Origin of the sequence: Pseudomonas sp. GM79, from assembly GCF_000282495.1 — a bacterium.
Taxonomy (GTDB): Bacteria; Pseudomonadota; Gammaproteobacteria; order Pseudomonadales; family Pseudomonadaceae; genus Aquipseudomonas.
Genome location: NZ_AKJE01000010.1, coordinates 22,700 through 41,303, shown reverse-complemented (window position 1 = coordinate 41,303; position 18,604 = coordinate 22,700). Strand labels below are relative to the sequence as shown.

The window sequence follows — 18,604 nt, the reverse complement described above, 5'->3', positions numbered from 1 at the left end:
ACGACTGGTTTAAGCGACAGCTTGCGTGAATGGCATTGTCTGGTAGAATCCGCGGCCTAATTACGTGCGGTATTCAACAATGGTGTTGAGTGGCGGCACGCTAGCCTGGGGAATACATCATGAAAGCCGATATCCATCCAACATACGAAATCACCGCAGTTACCTGCAGCTGTGGCAACAAGTTCGAAACTCGTTCGAACCTGGCCAAGCCTCTGGCGATCGACGTATGCAACGAGTGCCACCCGTTCTACACCGGTAAGCAGAAGACTCTGGATACTGGCGGTCGTGTACAGCGCTTCGCAGACCGTTTCGGCGCTTTCGGCAAGAAAGCTCCTGCTGCTGCAGAGTAAGGTCGAAAGCCCCGTGGGCTTTTCCTTGCTGATGAAAAAGGCGTCCCTCGCGGGCGCCTTTTTTGTGTCCGCGATTTGGCTTTCCGGTGCCCAGGCCTTCTGCCCGGCGCCGAGCGGGCTCACGTCGGTCACGGTGCAGCGCGTGGTGGATGGCGACACTTTGCGTCTGAGCGATGGCCGCAGTGTGCGCATGATTGGTTTGAATACGCCGGAGCTGGGCAAGCAGGGTCGCTCCGACGAGCCGTTCGCGGTGGCCGCGCGCAAACGCCTTGAGGCTCTGGTGGCCGCCAGCGACGGGCGGGTCGGTTTGTTGCCGGGTAAGGAAAGCAAGGACCATTACGGCCGCACCCTGGCTCATGTCTACAGTGTCGATGGGGCCAACCTCGAAGCGCAGATGCTCGCCGAGGGCCTCGGTTTTCAGGTGGCGGTGGCACCGAATGTCGATTTGGTCGCCTGCCAGCAAGCGGCTGAACGCAGTGCTCGTCGGGCCGGTCTCGGGCTGTGGCGACAATCACCTGTATTGAAAGCGGAGCAGATCAGCGCGTCCGGTTTCGCCATGCTCAGTGGTCGTGTGAGCAAGGTTCAGCGCAATCGCGGCGGGGTTTGGATCGAGTTGCAGGATTCGGTTGTATTGCGGGTTGCACCCAATGTGCTGGAGCAATTCGATGTCGCATCGCTTGAAAAGCTCAAAGGCAAGCAAATCGAGGCTCGTGGCTGGGTGGTGGATCGTTCGCGCCGCGGTGGGTTGCAACCGGGGCAGGCGCGCTGGCTTCTGCCGCTGACCGATCCGGCGATGTTGCAGGCGGCGCCGTAAGAAAAAGTTGTAGACATTTTTTCTGTTGATTGTGAACAGTCTATCCCTTGTGTTCCGTGGCTCTTGGCCCAAAGTCGTAGGACCGGGCGCTTGACAGGGGTGACTGGTCAGTCTTGTGAGGACTTTGCGAGGCGAGTATCCTCGGCGGTCCGTCTGTCCAACAGTAAAAAGCGGAATGCCCCTATGTCTGATCTGAAAACTGCCGCTCTCGAATATCACGCCCATCCCCGTCCAGGGAAGCTGAGTGTCGAGCTCACCAAGGCCACCGCTACCGCCCGCGATCTGTCGCTGGCCTATAGCCCCGGCGTAGCCGAACCAGTACGCGAAATCGCCCGCGATCCTGAACTGGCCTACAAATACACCGGCAAGGGCAACCTGGTTGCAGTCATTTCCGATGGCACCGCGATTCTCGGCCTGGGTAACCTTGGCCCATTGGCTTCCAAGCCAGTTATGGAAGGTAAAGGCGTGCTGTTCAAGCGCTTCGCCGGCATCGACGTGTTCGACATCGAAGTCGACTCTGAAAGCCCGCAAGCCTTCATCGACACCGTCAAGCGTATCTCCATTACCTTCGGTGGCATCAACCTGGAAGACATCAAGGCACCTGAGTGCTTTGAGATCGAACGCGCTCTGATCGAGCAGTGCGACATTCCGGTATTCCACGATGACCAGCACGGCACCGCAATCGTTACTGCGGCCGGCATGATCAACGCCCTGGAAATCGCTGGCAAAACCCTGGCTGACGCCAAGATCGTTTGCCTGGGCGCCGGTGCTGCCGCCATCTCCTGCATGAAATTGCTGGTGAGCATGGGCGCCAACATCGAAAACATCTACATGGTTGACCGTACCGGCGTGATCCACTCCGGCCGTGACGACCTGAACCAGTACAAGGCTGTGTTCGCTCACGCGACCGAGAAGCGCACCCTGGCTGACGCGCTGGAAGGCGCTGACGTGTTCGTTGGCCTGTCCGGCCCGAACCTGCTGAGTGCTGAAGGCCTGAAATCCATGGCGGCCAACCCGATCGTGTTCGCGTGCTCTAACCCGGATCCGGAAATCTCCCCGGAACTGGCGCACGCCACCCGTAACGACGTGATCATGGCCACCGGCCGTTCGGACTACCCGAACCAGGTCAACAACGTACTGGGCTTCCCGTTCATCTTCCGTGGTGCCCTGGACGTTCGCGCCAAGCGCATCAACGAAGAAATGAAAGTGGCTGCCGCCAATGCCCTGCGTGAACTGGCCAAGCTGCCAGTACCTCAGGAAGTGTGCGACGCCTACGGCGGCATCAAACTGGAATTCGGTCGTGAGTACATCATTCCGAAACCAATGGATGCCCGTCTGATCACCCTGATCTCTGATGCTGTAGCCAAGGCTGCGATCGAGACCGGTGTGGCGACCCTGCCGTATCCGAAGAACTACCCGCTGAAAAGCGTGGATGACGTGTTCAACGGCTAAGCCGTTGTAGCGCATCAACCAAAAGCCCCGGCTCTCGCGAGTCGGGGCTTTTTTGTATCTGGGAGGTTTGCATCGTTTGTAAGGGCCTCTTCGCGGGCAAGCCCGCTCCCACAGGAATCGCGGTGGTTCACAACCCCTGATAGCACCACAGAGCCTTGTGGGAGCGGGCTTGCCCGCGAAGGGGGCGGGTTATTCAGCGCATAACCGGCAGGCAATAAAAAGCCCCGCACATCTTTCGAGGACGGGGCTTTTAGGTGGTGCTACACGATCAGAACAAATCGATCGGCGCTGCCTCATCGGCTGGCAGCGGGCTGCCTGGTACATTGCCGTTGCTCAGCTCGTTAACCGACGGTGGTGTGTCTTCGGCCTTGAACAGTTCGAAGTAGGCGCCTGGCGTACTTGGGGTGGCCGCGCGGCCGCTGATCGGGTCGACGCGCAGGCTGAGAATGCCTTCGGGTTCCGCTTGGGTGTGGGGCGGTTTGTCTTTGAGGGCCGCCGCCATGTAGTTCATCCAGATCGGCAAGGCAACGGTGCCGCCGAACTCGCGTTTGCCCAGGCTTTCCGGTTGGTCGAAGCCGGTCCAGACGGTGGTCACGTAATCGGCGTTGTAGCCGGAGAACCAGGCGTCCTTGGATTCGTTGGTGGTACCGGTCTTGCCCGCGATGTCGCTGCGACCCAGCGCCAGCGCACGGCGGCCGGTGCCGAGTTTGATCACATCCTCGAGCATGCTGTTGAGGATGTAAGTGGTGCGCCCATCGATGATGCGCTCGGCCACGGCCGGCGTTTGTGGCATTGGCTGGGCGCTCGGTGCTTCGCCTGGAGTAGCGTTGACCGTGAAGGTGTCAGAGGCCGGCATGGCGATGCCATCGCTGGCTACGGTGCCTTTCGGAACGCTCGGCGGGTTGGCGACAAATAGCGTGTCGCCGTTGCGGCTTTCGATCTTGTCGATGATGTACGGGGTGATCTTGTAGCCGCCATTGGCGAAGGTGGCCCAGCCGGTGGCGATTTCCATTGGCGTCAGGGTCGCGGTACCCAGGGCCAGGGACAGGTTGCGCGGCAGGTCCTGCTTGTTGAAGCCGAACTTGCTGATGTAGTCGATGGTGCGGTCGACACCCAGCGCTTGCAGCAGGCGGATCGATACCAGGTTGCGCGACTTGTAGAGCGCTTCACGCATGCGGATCGGGCCGAGGAAGGTGTTGGTATCGTTCTTCGGACGCCAGACTTTGTCCAGGTACTCGTCGACGAACACGATAGGTGCGTCGTTCACCAGGCTGGCGGCGGTATAGCCGTTGTCCAGGGCGGCGCTGTAGACGAACGGCTTGAAGCTCGAACCTGGCTGACGTTTGGCCTGCATGGCGCGGTTGTAGTTGCTCTGCTCGAAGGCGAAACCGCCGACCAGCGAACGAATGGCGCCGTTCTGCGGGTCGAGGGAAACCAGCGCGCCTTGAGCCTGCGGAATCTGGCTGAATTTGAGCGAACCATCTGGCTGACGCTGTACGCGAATCAGATCACCGACCTGTGCGACATCCGACGGCTGCTTCGGATTGGCGCCCATGCTGTTGGTGTTCAGGAACGGACGAGCCCACTTCATGGTTTCCCAGGCGACGTGCTCTTCGCCGGTACCCGTGCGGGTCAACACCTGCACGCCGTTCTTGTCGACCTGGGTCACGATCGCCGGTTCCAGGCCGCTGATGATTCGCTGTTTGGTCAACTCCTGAGTCCAGGCCTCTCGGGTTTTACCCGGCAGGCGTGACTCGGGGCCGCGATAACCGTGCCGTTGGTCGTAGGTCATCAAGCCTTCATGAACCGCGGTGTTGGCCATCTCCTGCAAATTGCTCGGCACCGTGGTGGTGACACGAAAACCTTCGGTGTACGCATCGCTGCCATAGCGGCCGACCATTTCGGCACGGGCCATTTCGGCGACGTATGGCGCGTTCACTTCCGGGGTCGGCACATGGTAGCTGGCGTTCAGCGGCTCATTGATCGCAGTGGTGTAGTCGGCTTCGGTGATTTTGCCGAGCTTATACATGCGTCCCAGGATCCAGTCGCGACGCTCTTTGCTGCGGGTCGGGTTGGCCAGCGGGTTGAAGCGCGACGGAGCTTTTGGCAGACCGGCGATCATCGCCATCTGCGCCAGGCTCACGTCACGAATCGACTTGCCGTAATAAACCTGCGCCGCTGCTTCGATGCCGTAGGCGCGGTTGCCCAGATAGATCTTGTTGACGTACAGCTCGAGGATCTCGTCCTTGGTCAACTGTCGTTCGATCTGCAGGGCCAGGAGGATTTCGGTGGTTTTGCGCGAGAAGCTGCGTTCGCTGGTCAGGAAGAAGTTCTTCGCTACCTGCATGGTGATGGTGCTGCCGCCGGACTGAATATGTCCGCTCTTTACCAGCTGGGTGGCGGCACGCATCAGGCTGCTGGGATCGACGCCGTAGTGGTTGGCGAAATTGTCGTCTTCAGCACTTAGTAACGCATTAATGAAATTGGGGGGAATGTCGGCGAAACGGATTGGCGTACGGCGCATTTCGCCAAATTCTGCGATCAACTTGTTGTCGCTGCTGTACACCCGCAAAGGAATCTGCAACTGAATACTTCTCAGCGCCTCCACAGATGGCAATCCGGGGCTAAGGTAAAGAAAAGCGCCGCTCAGACTCAGGAGCAGTCCGCAGAAAACGGCGACGATGGACCAACCGAGAAATTTCAGCAGACGAATCAAGGCTTTTGGATATCCAGGGTAAAAAATGAATTAGGCATCAGGGTTCAGGCTATACAGAGAATGACCCGCGCTTGCAGTGAAAGCGGAAAAAACGCTCAGCATTATAAGCATTTTTCCGTCGGGGGCGTCATTTGCGCTTCTGTCAAGACGGAGGGTATTGAACGCAATGGATATTACAGAGTCCGTAACTCACGGATAGTCATAGGGAATTGGTAGTGCTAGGACTCTTCAATAAAAAAGCCAATACGCTTCTGGGGATCGACATCAGCTCCACGTCGGTGAAGCTACTGGAGCTAAGTCGTCAAGGCGACCGGTACCGGGTCGAGGCCTATGCGGTCGAGCCGCTGCCTGCCAGCGCCGTGGTCGAGAAAAATATCGCCGAGCTCGAAGGGGTGGGGCAGGCGCTTGCGCGGGTGCTATCCAAGGCCAAAACCAGCGTCAGGAACGTGGCTGTCGCTGTGGCCGGTTCAGCGGTCATCACCAAGACCATCGAGATGGACGCCGGTCTTTCCGACGACGAGATGGAAAACCAACTGAAGATCGAGGCCGATCAGTACATCCCTTATCCACTGGATGAAGTGGCGATCGATTTCGAAGTGCAAGGCGTGTCGGCGCGCAACCCCGAGCGGGTCAATGTACTGCTGGCGGCGTGTCGCAAGGAAAACGTCGAGGTCCGTGAAGCGGCCCTGGCTCTGGCCGGGCTGACCGCGCGCGTGGTCGACGTCGAAGCTTATGCCCTGGAGCGATCGTTCGGCCTGCTGGCAACCCAGCTGGCCGCCTCTCAGGAGCGTCTGACCGTGGCGGTGGTCGATATCGGCGCCACCATGACCACCCTGAGCGTGCTGCACAACGGGCGGATCATCTACACCCGCGAACAATTGTTCGGCGGGCGTCAACTGACGGAAGAGATCCAGCGTCGTTATGGCTTGACGGTCGAACAGGCGGGGTTGGCGAAGAAGCAGGGCGGTTTGCCGGACGATTACGTCAGCGAGGTCTTGCAGCCGTTTCGTGATGCGTTGGTGCAACAGGTGTCGCGTTCATTGCAGTTTTTCTTTGCCTCTGGCCAGTACAACTCGGTCGATCACATCCTTCTGGCCGGCGGCACCGCCTCGGTCCCCGGGCTGGAGCGATTGATCAAGCAGCGACTGGGTACGCCGACCCACGTCGCCAACCCTTTCTCCGACATGACCCTGAGCAGCAAGGTTAACGCCGGTGCCCTGGCGAGCGACGCTCCGGCACTGATGATCGCTTGCGGGCTGGCCCTCAGGAGTTTCGACTGATGGCGCGGATCAATCTTTTACCCTGGCGTGAAGAGTTGCGCGAAGGGCGTCGCAAACGCTTTTTACTGGCGTTGGTCGGTGTGTTGGTGGGCTCGGTGGGAGCGCTGCTGATTGCGGACCAGGTCATTAACAGCGCCATTAATCGGCAAGTCGCCCGTAACGATTACATCGGCAAGCAGATTGCCGTGGTCGACGAGCGGATCAAACAGATCAGCGATCTGAAGGCCCGCCGACAGCAACTCGTTGAACGCATGCGCATTATTCAGGACCTGCAAGGCAACCGGCCGATCAGCGGGAGGATTTTCGATCAATTGGCGCGTACCTTGCCGGACGGAGTTTATTTCACCGAAGTGAAAATGGTCGGCAAAACCGTGTCCATCACCGGCGCGGCGGAATCCAACAACCGGGTTTCGGATCTGATGCGCAATCTTGATGCCTCCGATTGGTTCGATGCGCCCAACCTCACGGAAGTCAAGGCGACCACCGCCGGTCAGCTGGATCAGGCCAATGTTTTTCAGTTGACCGTCCGTCAGACCCAGCCCGCGATTGTGGGGGGCGCTAAATGAAACCATCCGAATGGTTCGAAGGGTTGCGCCAGATCGACATCAACGATCTGGACACCAACAACATGGGTTCCTGGCCACCGGCGATCAAGGTCCTGGCGAGTGTGCTGCTGATGGTCCTGGTGCTAACCCTGGGCTACAGCTTCTTGATCAGTGACCTGCAAAACCACCTGGAACTCAGGCGCGAGGAAGAATCGACGCTCAGGGAGCAATTCGCGACCAAAGCCCATATGGCGGCGAATCTGGAGCTGTATACCCAGCAGATGAAGGAAATGGAAAACTCCTTCGGCATGCTTTTGCGGCAATTGCCCAGCGACACCGAAGTGCCCGGCCTGCTGGAGGACATCACCCGCACCGGCTTGGGCAGCGGCCTGGAGTTCGAAGAAATCAAGCTGCTCCCGGAGGCTACCCAGCAGTTCTACATCGAGCTCCCTATCCAGATCACCGTCACCGGCGCTTATCACGACCTGGCCACTTTTGTCAGCGGCGTGGCCGGGCTGCCACGGATTGTCACCCTGCATGACTTCGACCTGGCGCCGGCTAATCCCGATGGCGGTCCGAAGTTGCGCATGAGCATCCTTGCCAAGACCTATCGCTACAACGACAAGGGGTTGCAGAAATGAGCCCGATTCGTTGCCTGTCGATGGTTATGTGTCTGGTCATCCTGGCCGGTTGTGGCGGCGACGCTGATTTCAGCGATCTGGACGCCTACCTGAACGAAGTGCGCCTGCGTGCCCCCGGCAAAATTGAACCAACGCCGACATTCCGGTCTTACCCGACATTCACCTATAACGCTGCCAACCTGCGCAGCCCGTTCTCCCGGCAGGTCAGAGTCGATCTGGCCGGTCAGAAGCACGGCTCGCGTAACGTCAAACCCGACCCCAACCGGGTCAAGCAGTATCTCGAAGGTTTCAACATCGAACAGTTTGAAATGGTCGGCACCCTCTCCAATGCAACCGGCTCCTTTGCGCTGCTGCGTGGGGCAGGCGGCGTGCATCGGCTGAAAGTCGGCGATTACCTGGGGCGTAACGATGGGCGGATCGTCGCCATCAGCGGTTCGCAAGTCGACGTGGTCGAAATCGTTCCTGACGGCGAAGGCGCCTGGCTGGAACGGCCGCGGACCATCCCTTTGAAAGAGCACTCATAGTGGAACTCGAATAATGAACAGGATTTTATCAACCTTCGGTATTTCGCTATGGATAGCGTTTCTGTCGCCGATGGTACTGGCGGCCAACCTCAAAGCGCTGGATGTCGCCGCGCTGCCCGGTGACCGTGTCGAGTTGAAGTTATCGTTCGATGGACCACCACCGCAGCCCCACGGTTACACGACAGAGCAGCCTGCGCGGATTGCGCTGGACCTGCCTGGGGTCACCAGTCAGCTGGCGAACAAGAATCGGGATCTGGGCGGTGGCAACGCCCGCAGCGCCACGGTTGTTGAGGCCAAGGACCGTACGCGTCTGATCATCAGCCTGACTCAATTGACGCCATACAACGCTCGCGTCGAAGGCAACAATTTGTTCGTGGTTGTCGGGCAAGGCGCCGGTAGCAAGGCGCCCAAACCTGCCGCCAGCGCACCGCGTGCAGCCATTGCGACGCCAGCGCCCGCCAGGGTCAATGCACCCGTGGGCAAAGCCATCCGGGGCGTGGATTTTCAGCGCGGCACCCAGGGTGAGGGCAATGTGGTCATCGATCTGTCGGATCCGTCCATCGCCCCGGACATCCAGGAACGCGATGGCAAAATCATCGTCGGTTTCACCAAGACCCAACTGCCTGAACGGTTGCGTGTACGCCTCGACGTCAAGGATTTCGCCACGCCGGTGCAGTTCGTCAACGCCAGCGCCACGGGCGACCGGGCCATTATCAGTATCGAGCCCAGTGGCGCCTTCGATTATTCGACCTATCAGACCGACAACAAGCTGACCGTCAGCATCCGGCCGATGACTGTCGATGACCTGCAGAAGCGCAACACCGAACGCTTTGCCTATACCGGCGAAAAACTCTCGCTGAATTTTCAGGACATCGATGTGCGCTCGGTGCTGCAACTGATCGCCGATTTCACCAACCTCAATCTGGTGGCAAGCGACACGGTGCAAGGCGGCATCACGTTGCGCCTGCAGAACGTGCCATGGGATCAGGCACTGGACCTGGTGTTGAAAACCAAAGGCCTGGATAAACGCAAGATCGGCAATGTGCTGCTGGTGGCGCCGGCTGATGAAATCGCTGCCAGAGAACGCCAGGAGCTGGAGTCGCAGAAGCAGATTTCCGAACTGGCGCCTCTACGTCGCGAGCTGTTACAGGTCAACTACGCCAAAGCCGCCGATATCGCCAAGCTGTTCCAGTCGGTGACCAGCGCCGAGGCGAAAATCGACGAGCGAGGGTCAATCACTGTCGATGAGCGAACCAACAACATCATTGCTTACCAGACCCAGGATCGACTCGACGAGCTGCGTCGCATCGTTGCGCAACTGGATATTCCGGTGCGTCAGGTGATGATCGAGGCGCGCATCGTCGAGGCCAACGTCGATTACGACAAAAGCCTTGGCGTGCGCTGGGGCGGTTCGGTGCAGAAGGGTAACTGGAACACCTCCGGGGTCAACGGCTCTTCGACCACCATAGGGACGCCGGGCAGCACCAGTACCAACTCGCCGTTCGTCGACTTGGGGACCTCTGCCAATACCTCGGGGATCGGCATCGCCTTCATTACCGACAATGTGCTGCTGGACCTTGAGCTTTCGGCCATGGAGAAAACCGGCAACGGGGAAATCGTCTCGCAGCCCAAGGTAGTCACGTCCGACAAGGAAACCGCGAAAATCCTCAAAGGCACCGAGATTCCCTATCAGGAAGCCAGCTCCAGCGGCGCCACCTCGGTGTCGTTCAAGGAAGCTTCACTGTCCCTGGAAGTGACCCCGCAGATCACGCCGGACAACCGCATCATCATGGAGGTCAAGGTCACCAAGGATGAACCGGATTACCTGAACAAAGTGCAGGATGTACCGCCGATCAAGAAAAACGAGGTCAACGCCAAGGTGTTGGTTAACGATGGCGAGACCATCGTCATTGGTGGGGTTTTCTCAAATACTCAGAGCAAGGTTGTAGATAAGGTGCCATTTCTCGGTGATGTGCCGTATCTTGGCCGCCTTTTCCGGCGTGACGTGGTTTCGGAGAAAAAATCCGAGCTGCTGGTATTTCTCACTCCGCGTATCATGAACAATCAGGCGATTGCTGTGAGTCATTGATTCTGTGCGAAATTTGATTCTTGTTGGACCGATGGGGGCTGGAAAAAGCACCATCGGCCGGTTGCTGGCCAAAGAGCTGCGCCTGCCATTCAAAGATTCCGATAAGGAAATTGAATTGCGCACGGGCGCCAATATCCCGTGGATTTTCGATAAGGAAGGCGAACCGGGCTTTCGTGACCGCGAGCAGGCGATGATCGCTGAGCTGTGCGCGTGCGACGGTGTGGTATTGGCGACCGGTGGCGGCGCAGTGATGCGCGAAGCCAATCGCCGGGCGCTGCACGCCGGTGGGCGGGTGGTCTATCTGCATGCGTCGGTCGAGCAGCAGGTCGGCCGAACAGCTCGCGATCGCAATCGGCCACTGCTGCGCACCGCCGACCCGGCGAAAACCCTGCGCGACTTGCTGGCGATCCGTGATCCGCTGTATCGGGAAATCGCCGATCTGGTGGTTGAAACCGATGAGCGGCCGCCGCGGATGGTGGTGCTCGACATCCTCGAACGCTTGCAGCAGCTACCGCCCCGTTAATGCGCGGCGCGAAATGCGCTATCCTCGGCGTCCTGTCGCAGCCGCTCAAGGTTGTGGCGGCTGGCTACCGAATGGCGTCACACCAGCAGACGCCATGGAATTCGTAAACTCAAGGCAGGACGCCTGATTCCATCTTCACTGTGGGGACACATGCAGACACTCAAGGTCGATCTAGGCGAGCGCAGCTACCCGATTCATATTGGCGAAGGTTTGTTGGATCAGCCTGAGCTGCTGGCCCCGCATATCCGCGGGCGGCAGGTAGCGATCATCTCCAACGAGACCGTCGCGCCGCTCTACCTGGAGCGTCTGACCCGCAGCCTCGCGCAGTTCTCGGTGATTTCCGTGGTGCTGCCCGACGGCGAAGCCTTCAAGACCTGGGAAACCCTGCAACTGATTTTCGACGGCCTGCTGACTGCACGGCACGATCGCCGTACCACGGTGATCGCCCTCGGTGGCGGTGTAATCGGTGACATGGCCGGTTTTGCGGCCGCCTGCTACCAGCGAGGCGTCGATTTCATCCAGATACCAACCACGTTGTTGTCGCAAGTCGACTCTTCGGTGGGCGGCAAGACCGGGATCAATCACCCGCTGGGCAAGAACATGGTCGGCGCCTTCTATCAGCCCAACGTGGTGCTGATCGATACCGCCACCCTCAACACCCTGCCGCCCCGCGAACTGTCCGCCGGGCTGGCGGAAGTCATCAAATACGGGCTGATCTGCGACGAGCCATTCCTGACCTGGCTCGAAGAAAACGTCGATCGCCTGCGAGCGCTGGACCAGACCGCCCTGACTTACGCCATCGAACGCTCCTGCGCGGCCAAGGCTGCGGTGGTGGGTGCCGACGAGAAAGAGACGGGCGTACGTGCCACGTTGAACCTGGGCCACACCTTTGGCCACGCGATCGAAACCCACATGGGCTATGGTGTCTGGCTTCATGGTGAAGCAGTCGCTGCTGGCACCGTAATGGCTTTGGAGATGTCCGCGCGCCTGGGCTGGATCAGCGAGCAGGAGCGTGATCGCGGTATTCGCCTGTTCCAGCGGGCCGGCCTGCCGGTCATCCCGCCGCAAGAGATGACCGAAGCCGATTTTCTCGAGCACATGGCAATTGACAAGAAAGTGATCGACGGTCGTTTGCGCCTGGTGCTGCTGCGCCACATGGGCGAAGCAGTGGTGACCGACGATTATCCGAAAGAGGTTTTACAGGCCACGCTGGGAGCGGATTACCGCGCCCTGGCTCAGCTTAAAGGTTAATAAGATCCCGATGACTAGTTTGCATGCCGACGAGGCTTTCCTCGGCCATTACCAGTTAAGTCATGACCCTTTCGCTCCACGGGTGCCTGGCTTCAAATTTTTCCCGGCCCAGCGCAAACCGGTGCTGGGGCAACTGCATCATCTGGCCCGTTACAGCCAGTTGTTGCTGGTGGTCACTGGCCCTCAAGGCAGCGGCAAAACCCTGTTGCGTCAGGCCCTGGTGGCCAGCACCAACAAACAGTCAGTGCAGAGCGTGGTGGTTTCCGCCCGTGGCGCCGGCGATGCGGCTGGTGTGCTGCGTCAGGTGGCTCAGGCGCTGAATGTCGAACAGGCCGAAATCGGCGCCATCCTGGCCCAAGTGGTACAGCTTGCCCTCACGGGGCAGGAAGTCTATTTGCTGGTGGATGATGCCGAGCAACTCGACGAATCCGCGCTGGAAGCCTTGCTGGCTTTAGCCGCGGGCGCGCCGGAAGGTCGCCCCCACGTGTTCCTGTTCGGCGAGTCCTCGCTGATTGCTCAACTTGACGCGCTGAGCCTTGAGGAAGAGCGTTTCCACGTCATCGAATTGCAGCCTTACACCGAAGAAGAAACCCGCGAATATCTGGATCAGCGTCTTGAAGGTGCTGGCCGGGGTATCGAACTTTTCACCGCGGATCAGATCTCTGATATTCACGAAAGCTCCGACGGTTGGCCTGGCAACATCAACCAGGTCGCCCGCGATGCAATGATCGAAGCCATGATTGCCAGCCGCTCAGCGGTGAAGCGTCCAAGTATGGGGTTCAACATGCCGAAGAAACACGTATTGGCGATTTCCGCCGTAGTCGTGGTCGCGGTAGCCGCCGCCTGGTTGATGCCGGGTCGCAGCAAAGCACCGACCACCGGCGCGCCTGCCAACGAACAGGCACAACTGCCATTGGGCCAGGGCGCGCCACAAACTGACAGCAGTGGCGCTCCCGCCGTAGAGTTCGCCGGTAATTCACAACCGATGCCATTGCCGTTGGTCGGCAACTCGCAGCCGGTGATGCGTGGTCCGCTGGCCGAAGCGGCCGGTGGTATCACCGAAGGCGACGACGGCGTGCCGCTCGAAGGTTCCAGCGCTACACCACCAACCGTGACCACGACTGCGCCGCCTGCGGGCATCCAGCCGGGCCCGGCGCCAACACCTGCCGCCAAACCGGTTCCAGCGCCGACTCAGGTCGCGACCGCCAAGCCAGCGCCAGCGCCTGCACCTGTTGCCAAACCGGCTCCAGCGCCCGCCAAGCCGGTCGCCGCCGTCAAACCTGCCGAGAAACCAGTCGCCGTGGCCAAAGCCGCTGGTGGCAGCTGGTACGCAGGCCAGGCGCCGGGTAACTACGTGGTGCAAATCCTTGGTACCAGCTCCGAATCGGCCGCGCAAAGCTTCGTCAAAGAGCAGGGCGGCGAGTACCGTTATTTCAAGAAAGTACTCAACGGTAAGCCGCTTTACGTCATCACCTACGGTAGCTTCGCCAACCGCGATGCAGCCGTTACCGCCATCAAGGCCTTGCCAGCGAAGGTTCAGGCTGGTAAACCTTGGCCTCGCACTGTCGCCAGCGTCCAACAGGAACTGGCAACAACTCGCTGAAGATTCGGCGGCCTTACCCAGGCCGCCTCTCCCGGCACCTCAAAATTTCTGCAAGTGCATGCCGCCTCTACAGGCCGCGTGCCTTGTGGTGTCTGCGTCACAGTGGTCTTTGAGTCGTTGCGGTCAAAATTAAAAAAGTTTTGACTAGCACAGCATATCGCTTTAAACCTTTCACAAATGCGACATAGATTTGCGACATTTCGTCGTCAAATTTGTGAGCCTCTGTGTCGGTGTGTACAATGACCTCCCTTTTGCCCCCGCAAAGCTGGCGTACGTTCGGCGTGGATGGTAACTGGTTGAATTGAAAAGAAATTTGCCTCGATAAGAGGCAGCCTGGTGAGAAAGTGTCTATGAAAGCAGGTCTGTACCAACCAGATGAATTCAAGGATAACTGCGGTTTCGGCCTGATAGCCCATATGCAGGGCGAGCCCAGTCATACCCTTTTGCAAACGGCCATTGAGGCCCTGACCTGCATGACCCACCGCGGTGGGATCAACGCCGACGGCAAGACCGGTGACGGTTGCGGTCTGCTGATTCAAAAGCCGGATGTATTCCTGCGTGCGATTGCCCAGGAAACCTACGGCGTCGAACTGCCCAAGCAATATGCCGTGGGCATGGTCTTCTTCAACCAGGACCCGGTGAAAGCCGAAGCCGCTCGCGAGCACATGAACCGCGAGATCCTGGCCGAAGGCCTGCAACTGGTCGGCTGGCGCAAAGTGCCGATCGACACCAGCGTCCTCGGCCGCCTGGCTCTCGAGCGCCTGCCGCAGATCGAACAAGTGTTCATCGGTGGGGAAGGCCTGAGCGATCAGGACATGGCGATCAAGCTGTTCAGCGCCCGTCGTCGTTCGTCCGTGGCCAACGCCGCCGACGTCGATCACTACATCTGCAGCTTTTCCCACAAGACCATCATTTATAAAGGCCTGATGATGCCGGCGGACCTGACCGCCTTCTATCCAGACCTGAGCGACCAGCGCCTGCAAACCGCAATCTGCGTGTTCCACCAGCGCTTCTCCACCAACACCTTGCCGAAATGGCCGCTGGCTCAGCCATTCCGCTTCCTCGCCCACAACGGCGAGATCAACACCATCACCGGCAACCGCAACTGGGCTCAGGCCCGTCGCACCAAGTTCACCAACGATCTGATGGATCTGGAAGAGCTCGGCCCGCTGGTGAACCGCGTAGGTTCCGACTCCTCCAGCATGGACAACATGCTCGAGTTGATGGTCACCGGTGGTATCGACCTGTTCCGTGGCGTGCGGATGATCATTCCGCCTGCGTGGCAGAACGTCGAAACCATGGACCCGGATCTGCGCGCGTTCTACGAATACAACTCGATGCACATGGAACCGTGGGACGGCCCGGCCGGCGTGGTAATGACCGATGGTCGTTACGCGGTGTGCCTGCTCGACCGTAACGGTCTGCGTCCTGCGCGTTGGGTCACCACCAAGAACGGCTTCATTACCCTGGCCTCGGAAATCGGTGTCTGGAACTACCAGCCTGAAGACGTGATCGCCAAGGGCCGCGTTGGCCCTGGCCAGATCTTTGCCGTGGACACCGAAACCGGTCAGATCCTCGACACCGACGCCATCGACAACCGTTTGAAGTCCCGTCATCCGTACAAGCAATGGCTGCGCAAGAATGCCCTGCGCATCCAGGCGACCATGGAAGACAACGACCATGGTTCGGCGTTCTACGACGTCGATCAGCTCAAGCAATACATGAAGATGTATCAGGTCACGTTCGAAGAGCGCGACCAGGTGCTGCGTCCGCTCGGCGAACAAGGCTATGAAGCCGTTGGCTCGATGGGCGACGATACGCCGATGGCCGTGCTGTCCCAGCGCGTGCGCACGCCGTACGACTATTTCCGCCAGCAGTTCGCGCAGGTCACCAACCCGCCGATCGACCCGCTGCGTGAAGCCATCGTCATGTCGCTGGAAATCTGCCTCGGTGCCGAGCGCAATATTTTCCAGGAGTCGCCGGAACACGCCTCGCGCGTGATCCTCAGCTCGCCGGTCATTTCCCCGGCCAAGTGGCGTTCGCTGATGAACCTCGATCGTCCGGGCTTCGAACGCCAGATCATCGACCTCAACTACGACGAGAGCGTCGGCCTCGAAGCCGCAGTGCGCAATGTTGCCGATCAGGCTGAAGAAGCCGTTCGCGCCGGTCGCACCCAGATCGTGCTGAGTGACCGTCACATCGCCCCGGGCAAGTTGCCGATCCACGCTTCGCTGGCGACCGGTGCGGTGCACCACCGCCTGACCGAAAAAGGCCTGCGTTGCGACTCCAACATCCTGGTAGAGACAGCGACTGCTCGCGACCCGCATCACTTCGCGGTGCTGATCGGTTTCGGCGCCTCGGCGGTCTATCCGTTCCTGGCTTACGAAGTGCTGGGCGACCTGATCCGCACCGGTGAAGTGCTGGGCGACCTCTATGAGGTGTTCAAGAACTACCGTAAAGGCATCACCAAAGGCCTGCTGAAGATCCTGTCGAAGATGGGCATCTCCACCATCGCCTCGTACCGCGGCGCGCAACTGTTCGAGGCGATCGGCCTGTCCGAGGAAGTCTGCGACCTGAGCTTCCGTGGTGTGCCAAGCCGCATCAAGGGCGCGCGTTTCGTCGACATCGAAGCCGAGCAGAAAGCCCTCGCGGCCGAAGCCTGGAGCCCGCGCAAGCCGATCCAGCAAGGCGGCCTGCTGAAGTTCGTCCACGGTGGCGAATATCACGCCTACAACCCGGACGTGGTCAGCACCCTGCAAGCGGCTGTGCAGCAGGGCGACTACAGCAAGTTCAAGGAATACACGTCGCTGGTGGACAACCGTCCGGTGTCGATGATCCGCGATCTGTTCAAGGTCAAGACCCTGGATACGCCGCTGGACATCAGCGAGATCGAGCCGTTGGAATCGGTGCTCAAGCGCTTTGACTCCGCGGGCATCTCCCTCGGCGCGCTGTCGCCGGAAGCTCACGAAGCCCTGGCCGAAGCCATGAACCGCCTCGGTGCGCGTTCCAACTCCGGCGAAGGCGGCGAAGACCCGGCGCGTTACGGCACCATCAAGAGCTCGAAAATCAAGCAAGTGGCGACCGGTCGTTTCGGTGTAACCCCGGAATACCTAGTCAACGCTGAAGTGCTGCAGATCAAGGTCGCTCAGGGCGCCAAGCCGGGCGAAGGTGGTCAGTTGCCAGGCGGCAAGGTCAACGGCCTGATCGCCAAGCTGCGTTATGCAGTGCCGGGCGTGACCCTGATCTCGCCTCCGCCGCACCACGACATCTATTCGATCGAAGACTTGTCGCAGCTGATTTTCGACCTGAAACAAGTCAACCCGAAGGCTTTGGTCTCGGTGAAGCTGGTTGCAGAAGCCGGCGTCGGCACCATCGCTGCCGGTGTGGCCAAGGCCTACGCGGACTTGATCACCATCTCCGGCTACGACGGTGGCACCGGTGCATCGCCGCTGACCTCGATCAAATACGCGGGCGCTCCGTGGGAACTCGGCCTGGCCGAAACCCACCAGACCCTGCGTGGCAACGACCTGCGCGGCAAAGTCCGGGTGCAGACCGACGGTGGCCTGAAAACCGGCCTCGACGTGATCAAGGCGGCGATTCTCGGCGCTGAAAGCTTCGGCTTCGGCACCGCGCCAATGATCGCCCTGGGCTGCAAATACCTGCGCATCTGCCACCTGAACAACTGCGCCACCGGCGTCGCGACTCAGAACGAGAAGCTGCGCAAGGATCACTACATCGGTACCGTCGACATGGTGGTGAATTTCTTCACCTACGTCGCCGAAGAAACCCGTGAGTGGCTGGCCAAGCTGGGCGTGCGCTCCCTCGAAGAGCTGATCGGTCGTACCGATCTGCTGGAAATCCTCGAAGGCCAGACCGCCAAGCAAAACCACCTGGACCTGACCCCGTTGCTGGGCAGCGATCACATCCCGGCAGACAAGCCTCAGTTCTGCCAGGTCGACCGCAACCCGCCGTTCGACAAAGGCCTGCTGGCCGAGAAAATGGTCGACCTGGCCACCTCGGCCATCAACGACATGAGCGGCGCTGATTTCGCCCTGGATATCTGCAACTGCGACCGTTCCATCGGCGCGCGAATCTCCGGTGAAATTGCTCGCAAGCACGGCAACCAGGGCATGGCCAACGCGCCGATCACCTTCCGCTTCAAAGGCACGGCGGGTCAGAGCTTCGGTGTGTGGAACGCCGGCGGCCTGAACATGTACCTGGAAGGCGACGCCAACGACTACGTCGGCAAGGGCATGACCGGCGGCAAGCTGGTCATCGTTCCGCCGAAGGGCAGTATCTACAAGACTCAGGACAGCGCCATTATCGGCAACACCTGCCTGTATGGCGCCACCGGGGGCAAGCTGTTCGCCGCCGGTACCGCGGGCGAGCGTTTCGCGGTGCGTAACTCCGGTGCTCACACTGTTGTGGAAGGCACTGGCGATCACTGCTGCGAGTACATGACCGGTGGTTTTGTCTGCGTATTGGGCAAGACTGGCTACAACTTCGGCTCAGGCATGACCGGCGGTTTCGCCTACGTGCTCGACCAGGACAACACCTTCGTTGACCGGGTCAACCACGAACTGGTGGAAATCCAGCGGATCAGCGGTGAGGCGATGGAAGCCTATCGCAGCCACTTGCAACGCGTGCTGAACGAATACGTCGAGGAAACCGACAGCGAGTGGGGTCGTAACCTCGCTGAAAACCTCGATGACTATCTGCGTCGTTTCTGGCTCGTCAAACCTAAGGCGGCGAGCCTGAAAACGTTGCTCTCCAGTACTCGTGCCAGTCCGCAGTAACGACGCAGCTGCAAGCGGCA

The 18,604-nt window shown here is 59.8% G+C and carries 13 protein-coding genes; 12 read left to right on the top strand and 1 reads right to left on the bottom strand.

Annotation, left to right across the window (positions count from 1 at the left end; all coding sequences use genetic code 11):
- Window positions 1-119 precede the first annotated feature (119 nt).
- The 3 genes from rpmE to PMI36_RS27070 all read left to right on the top strand — a co-directional run bounded on the left by rpmE (window position 120) and on the right by PMI36_RS27070 (window position 2,616).
- A complete protein-coding gene (gene rpmE, locus PMI36_RS27060; RefSeq protein ID WP_007899231.1) occupies window positions 120-350 on the top strand; it encodes a 50S ribosomal protein L31 in 231 nt (76 codons plus the stop codon).
- Window positions 351-375: 25 nt separating this feature from the next.
- Entirely contained in the window at window positions 376-1,164 is a 789-nt protein-coding gene (locus tag PMI36_RS27065) for a thermonuclease family protein (RefSeq protein ID WP_032830075.1), read from the top strand.
- 183 nt (window positions 1,165-1,347) lie between these two features.
- Window positions 1,348-2,616, top strand: coding sequence for a malic enzyme-like NAD(P)-binding protein (locus PMI36_RS27070; RefSeq protein WP_007899225.1), 1,269 nt, complete (start codon window positions 1,348-1,350; stop codon window positions 2,614-2,616).
- A gap of 268 nt (window positions 2,617-2,884) precedes the next feature.
- Here PMI36_RS27070 and PMI36_RS27075 read toward each other — a convergent pair whose 3' ends face one another.
- A complete protein-coding gene (locus tag PMI36_RS27075) occupies window positions 2,885-5,329 on the bottom strand; it encodes a penicillin-binding protein 1A (protein ID WP_443216677.1) in 2,445 nt (814 codons plus the stop codon).
- A 218-nt stretch (window positions 5,330-5,547) separates the two neighbouring features.
- Between PMI36_RS27075 and PMI36_RS27080 the strand changes: the two genes are divergently transcribed.
- The 9 genes from PMI36_RS27080 to gltB all read left to right on the top strand — a co-directional run bounded on the left by PMI36_RS27080 (window position 5,548) and on the right by gltB (window position 18,584).
- The gene (locus PMI36_RS27080; protein ID WP_008067652.1) at window positions 5,548-6,612 is read left to right on the top strand and encodes a pilus assembly protein PilM; all 1,065 of its coding nucleotides are present in this window, start codon (window positions 5,548-5,550) and stop codon (window positions 6,610-6,612) included.
- Entirely contained in the window at window positions 6,612-7,178 is a 567-nt protein-coding gene (locus tag PMI36_RS27085; RefSeq protein ID WP_008067651.1) for a PilN domain-containing protein, read from the top strand. Before PMI36_RS27080 ends, PMI36_RS27085 begins: the two co-directional genes overlap by 1 nt.
- Entirely contained in the window at window positions 7,175-7,798 is a 624-nt protein-coding gene (gene pilO, locus PMI36_RS27090) for a type 4a pilus biogenesis protein PilO (RefSeq protein ID WP_008067650.1), read from the top strand. Before PMI36_RS27085 ends, pilO begins: the two co-directional genes overlap by 4 nt.
- Entirely contained in the window at window positions 7,795-8,322 is a 528-nt protein-coding gene (locus PMI36_RS27095) for a pilus assembly protein PilP (protein WP_008067649.1), read from the top strand. Before pilO ends, PMI36_RS27095 begins: the two co-directional genes overlap by 4 nt.
- 13 nt (window positions 8,323-8,335) lie before the next feature.
- Window positions 8,336-10,411, top strand: coding sequence for a type IV pilus secretin PilQ (gene pilQ, locus PMI36_RS27100; RefSeq protein WP_008067648.1), 2,076 nt, complete (start codon window positions 8,336-8,338; stop codon window positions 10,409-10,411).
- Window positions 10,412-10,415: 4 nt separating this feature from the next.
- Window positions 10,416-10,934: a shikimate kinase AroK gene (gene aroK / locus PMI36_RS27105; protein WP_032830073.1), complete on the top strand. Its 519-nt coding sequence runs from the start codon at window positions 10,416-10,418 to the stop codon at window positions 10,932-10,934.
- Between the two features lie 150 nt (window positions 10,935-11,084).
- Window positions 11,085-12,185, top strand: a complete 1,101-nt coding sequence (gene aroB, locus PMI36_RS27110) for a 3-dehydroquinate synthase (RefSeq protein WP_008009204.1) — start codon at window positions 11,085-11,087, stop codon at window positions 12,183-12,185.
- A 10-nt stretch (window positions 12,186-12,195) separates the two neighbouring features.
- On the top strand, window positions 12,196-13,788 hold the full coding sequence (locus PMI36_RS27115) for an AAA family ATPase (RefSeq protein ID WP_008067646.1): 1,593 nt from the start codon (window positions 12,196-12,198) through the stop codon (window positions 13,786-13,788).
- 350 nt (window positions 13,789-14,138) lie between these two features.
- Complete coding sequence (gene gltB / locus PMI36_RS27120) at window positions 14,139-18,584, top strand: glutamate synthase large subunit (RefSeq protein WP_008067645.1); 4,446 nt, start codon at window positions 14,139-14,141, stop codon at window positions 18,582-18,584.
- Window positions 18,585-18,604 lie beyond the last annotated feature (20 nt).

What these genes read in the sequence shown, in the direction of transcription:
- PMI36_RS27070 (WP_007899225.1), top strand. Translation starts at nt 1,348, where the DNA reads ATGTCTGATCTGAAAACTGCCGCTCTCGAATATCACGCCCATCCCCGT.
- pilQ (WP_008067648.1), top strand. Translation starts at nt 8,336, where the DNA reads ATGAACAGGATTTTATCAACCTTCGGTATTTCGCTATGGATAGCGTTT.
- PMI36_RS27115 (WP_008067646.1), top strand. Translation starts at nt 12,196, where the DNA reads ATGACTAGTTTGCATGCCGACGAGGCTTTCCTCGGCCATTACCAGTTA.
- rpmE (WP_007899231.1), top strand. Translation starts at nt 120, where the DNA reads ATGAAAGCCGATATCCATCCAACATACGAAATCACCGCAGTTACCTGC.
- PMI36_RS27095 (WP_008067649.1), top strand. Translation starts at nt 7,795, where the DNA reads ATGAGCCCGATTCGTTGCCTGTCGATGGTTATGTGTCTGGTCATCCTG.
- aroB (WP_008009204.1), top strand. Translation starts at nt 11,085, where the DNA reads ATGCAGACACTCAAGGTCGATCTAGGCGAGCGCAGCTACCCGATTCAT.
- PMI36_RS27085 (WP_008067651.1), top strand. Translation starts at nt 6,612, where the DNA reads ATGGCGCGGATCAATCTTTTACCCTGGCGTGAAGAGTTGCGCGAAGGG.
- gltB (WP_008067645.1), top strand. Translation starts at nt 14,139, where the DNA reads ATGAAAGCAGGTCTGTACCAACCAGATGAATTCAAGGATAACTGCGGT.
- pilO (WP_008067650.1), top strand. Translation starts at nt 7,175, where the DNA reads ATGAAACCATCCGAATGGTTCGAAGGGTTGCGCCAGATCGACATCAAC.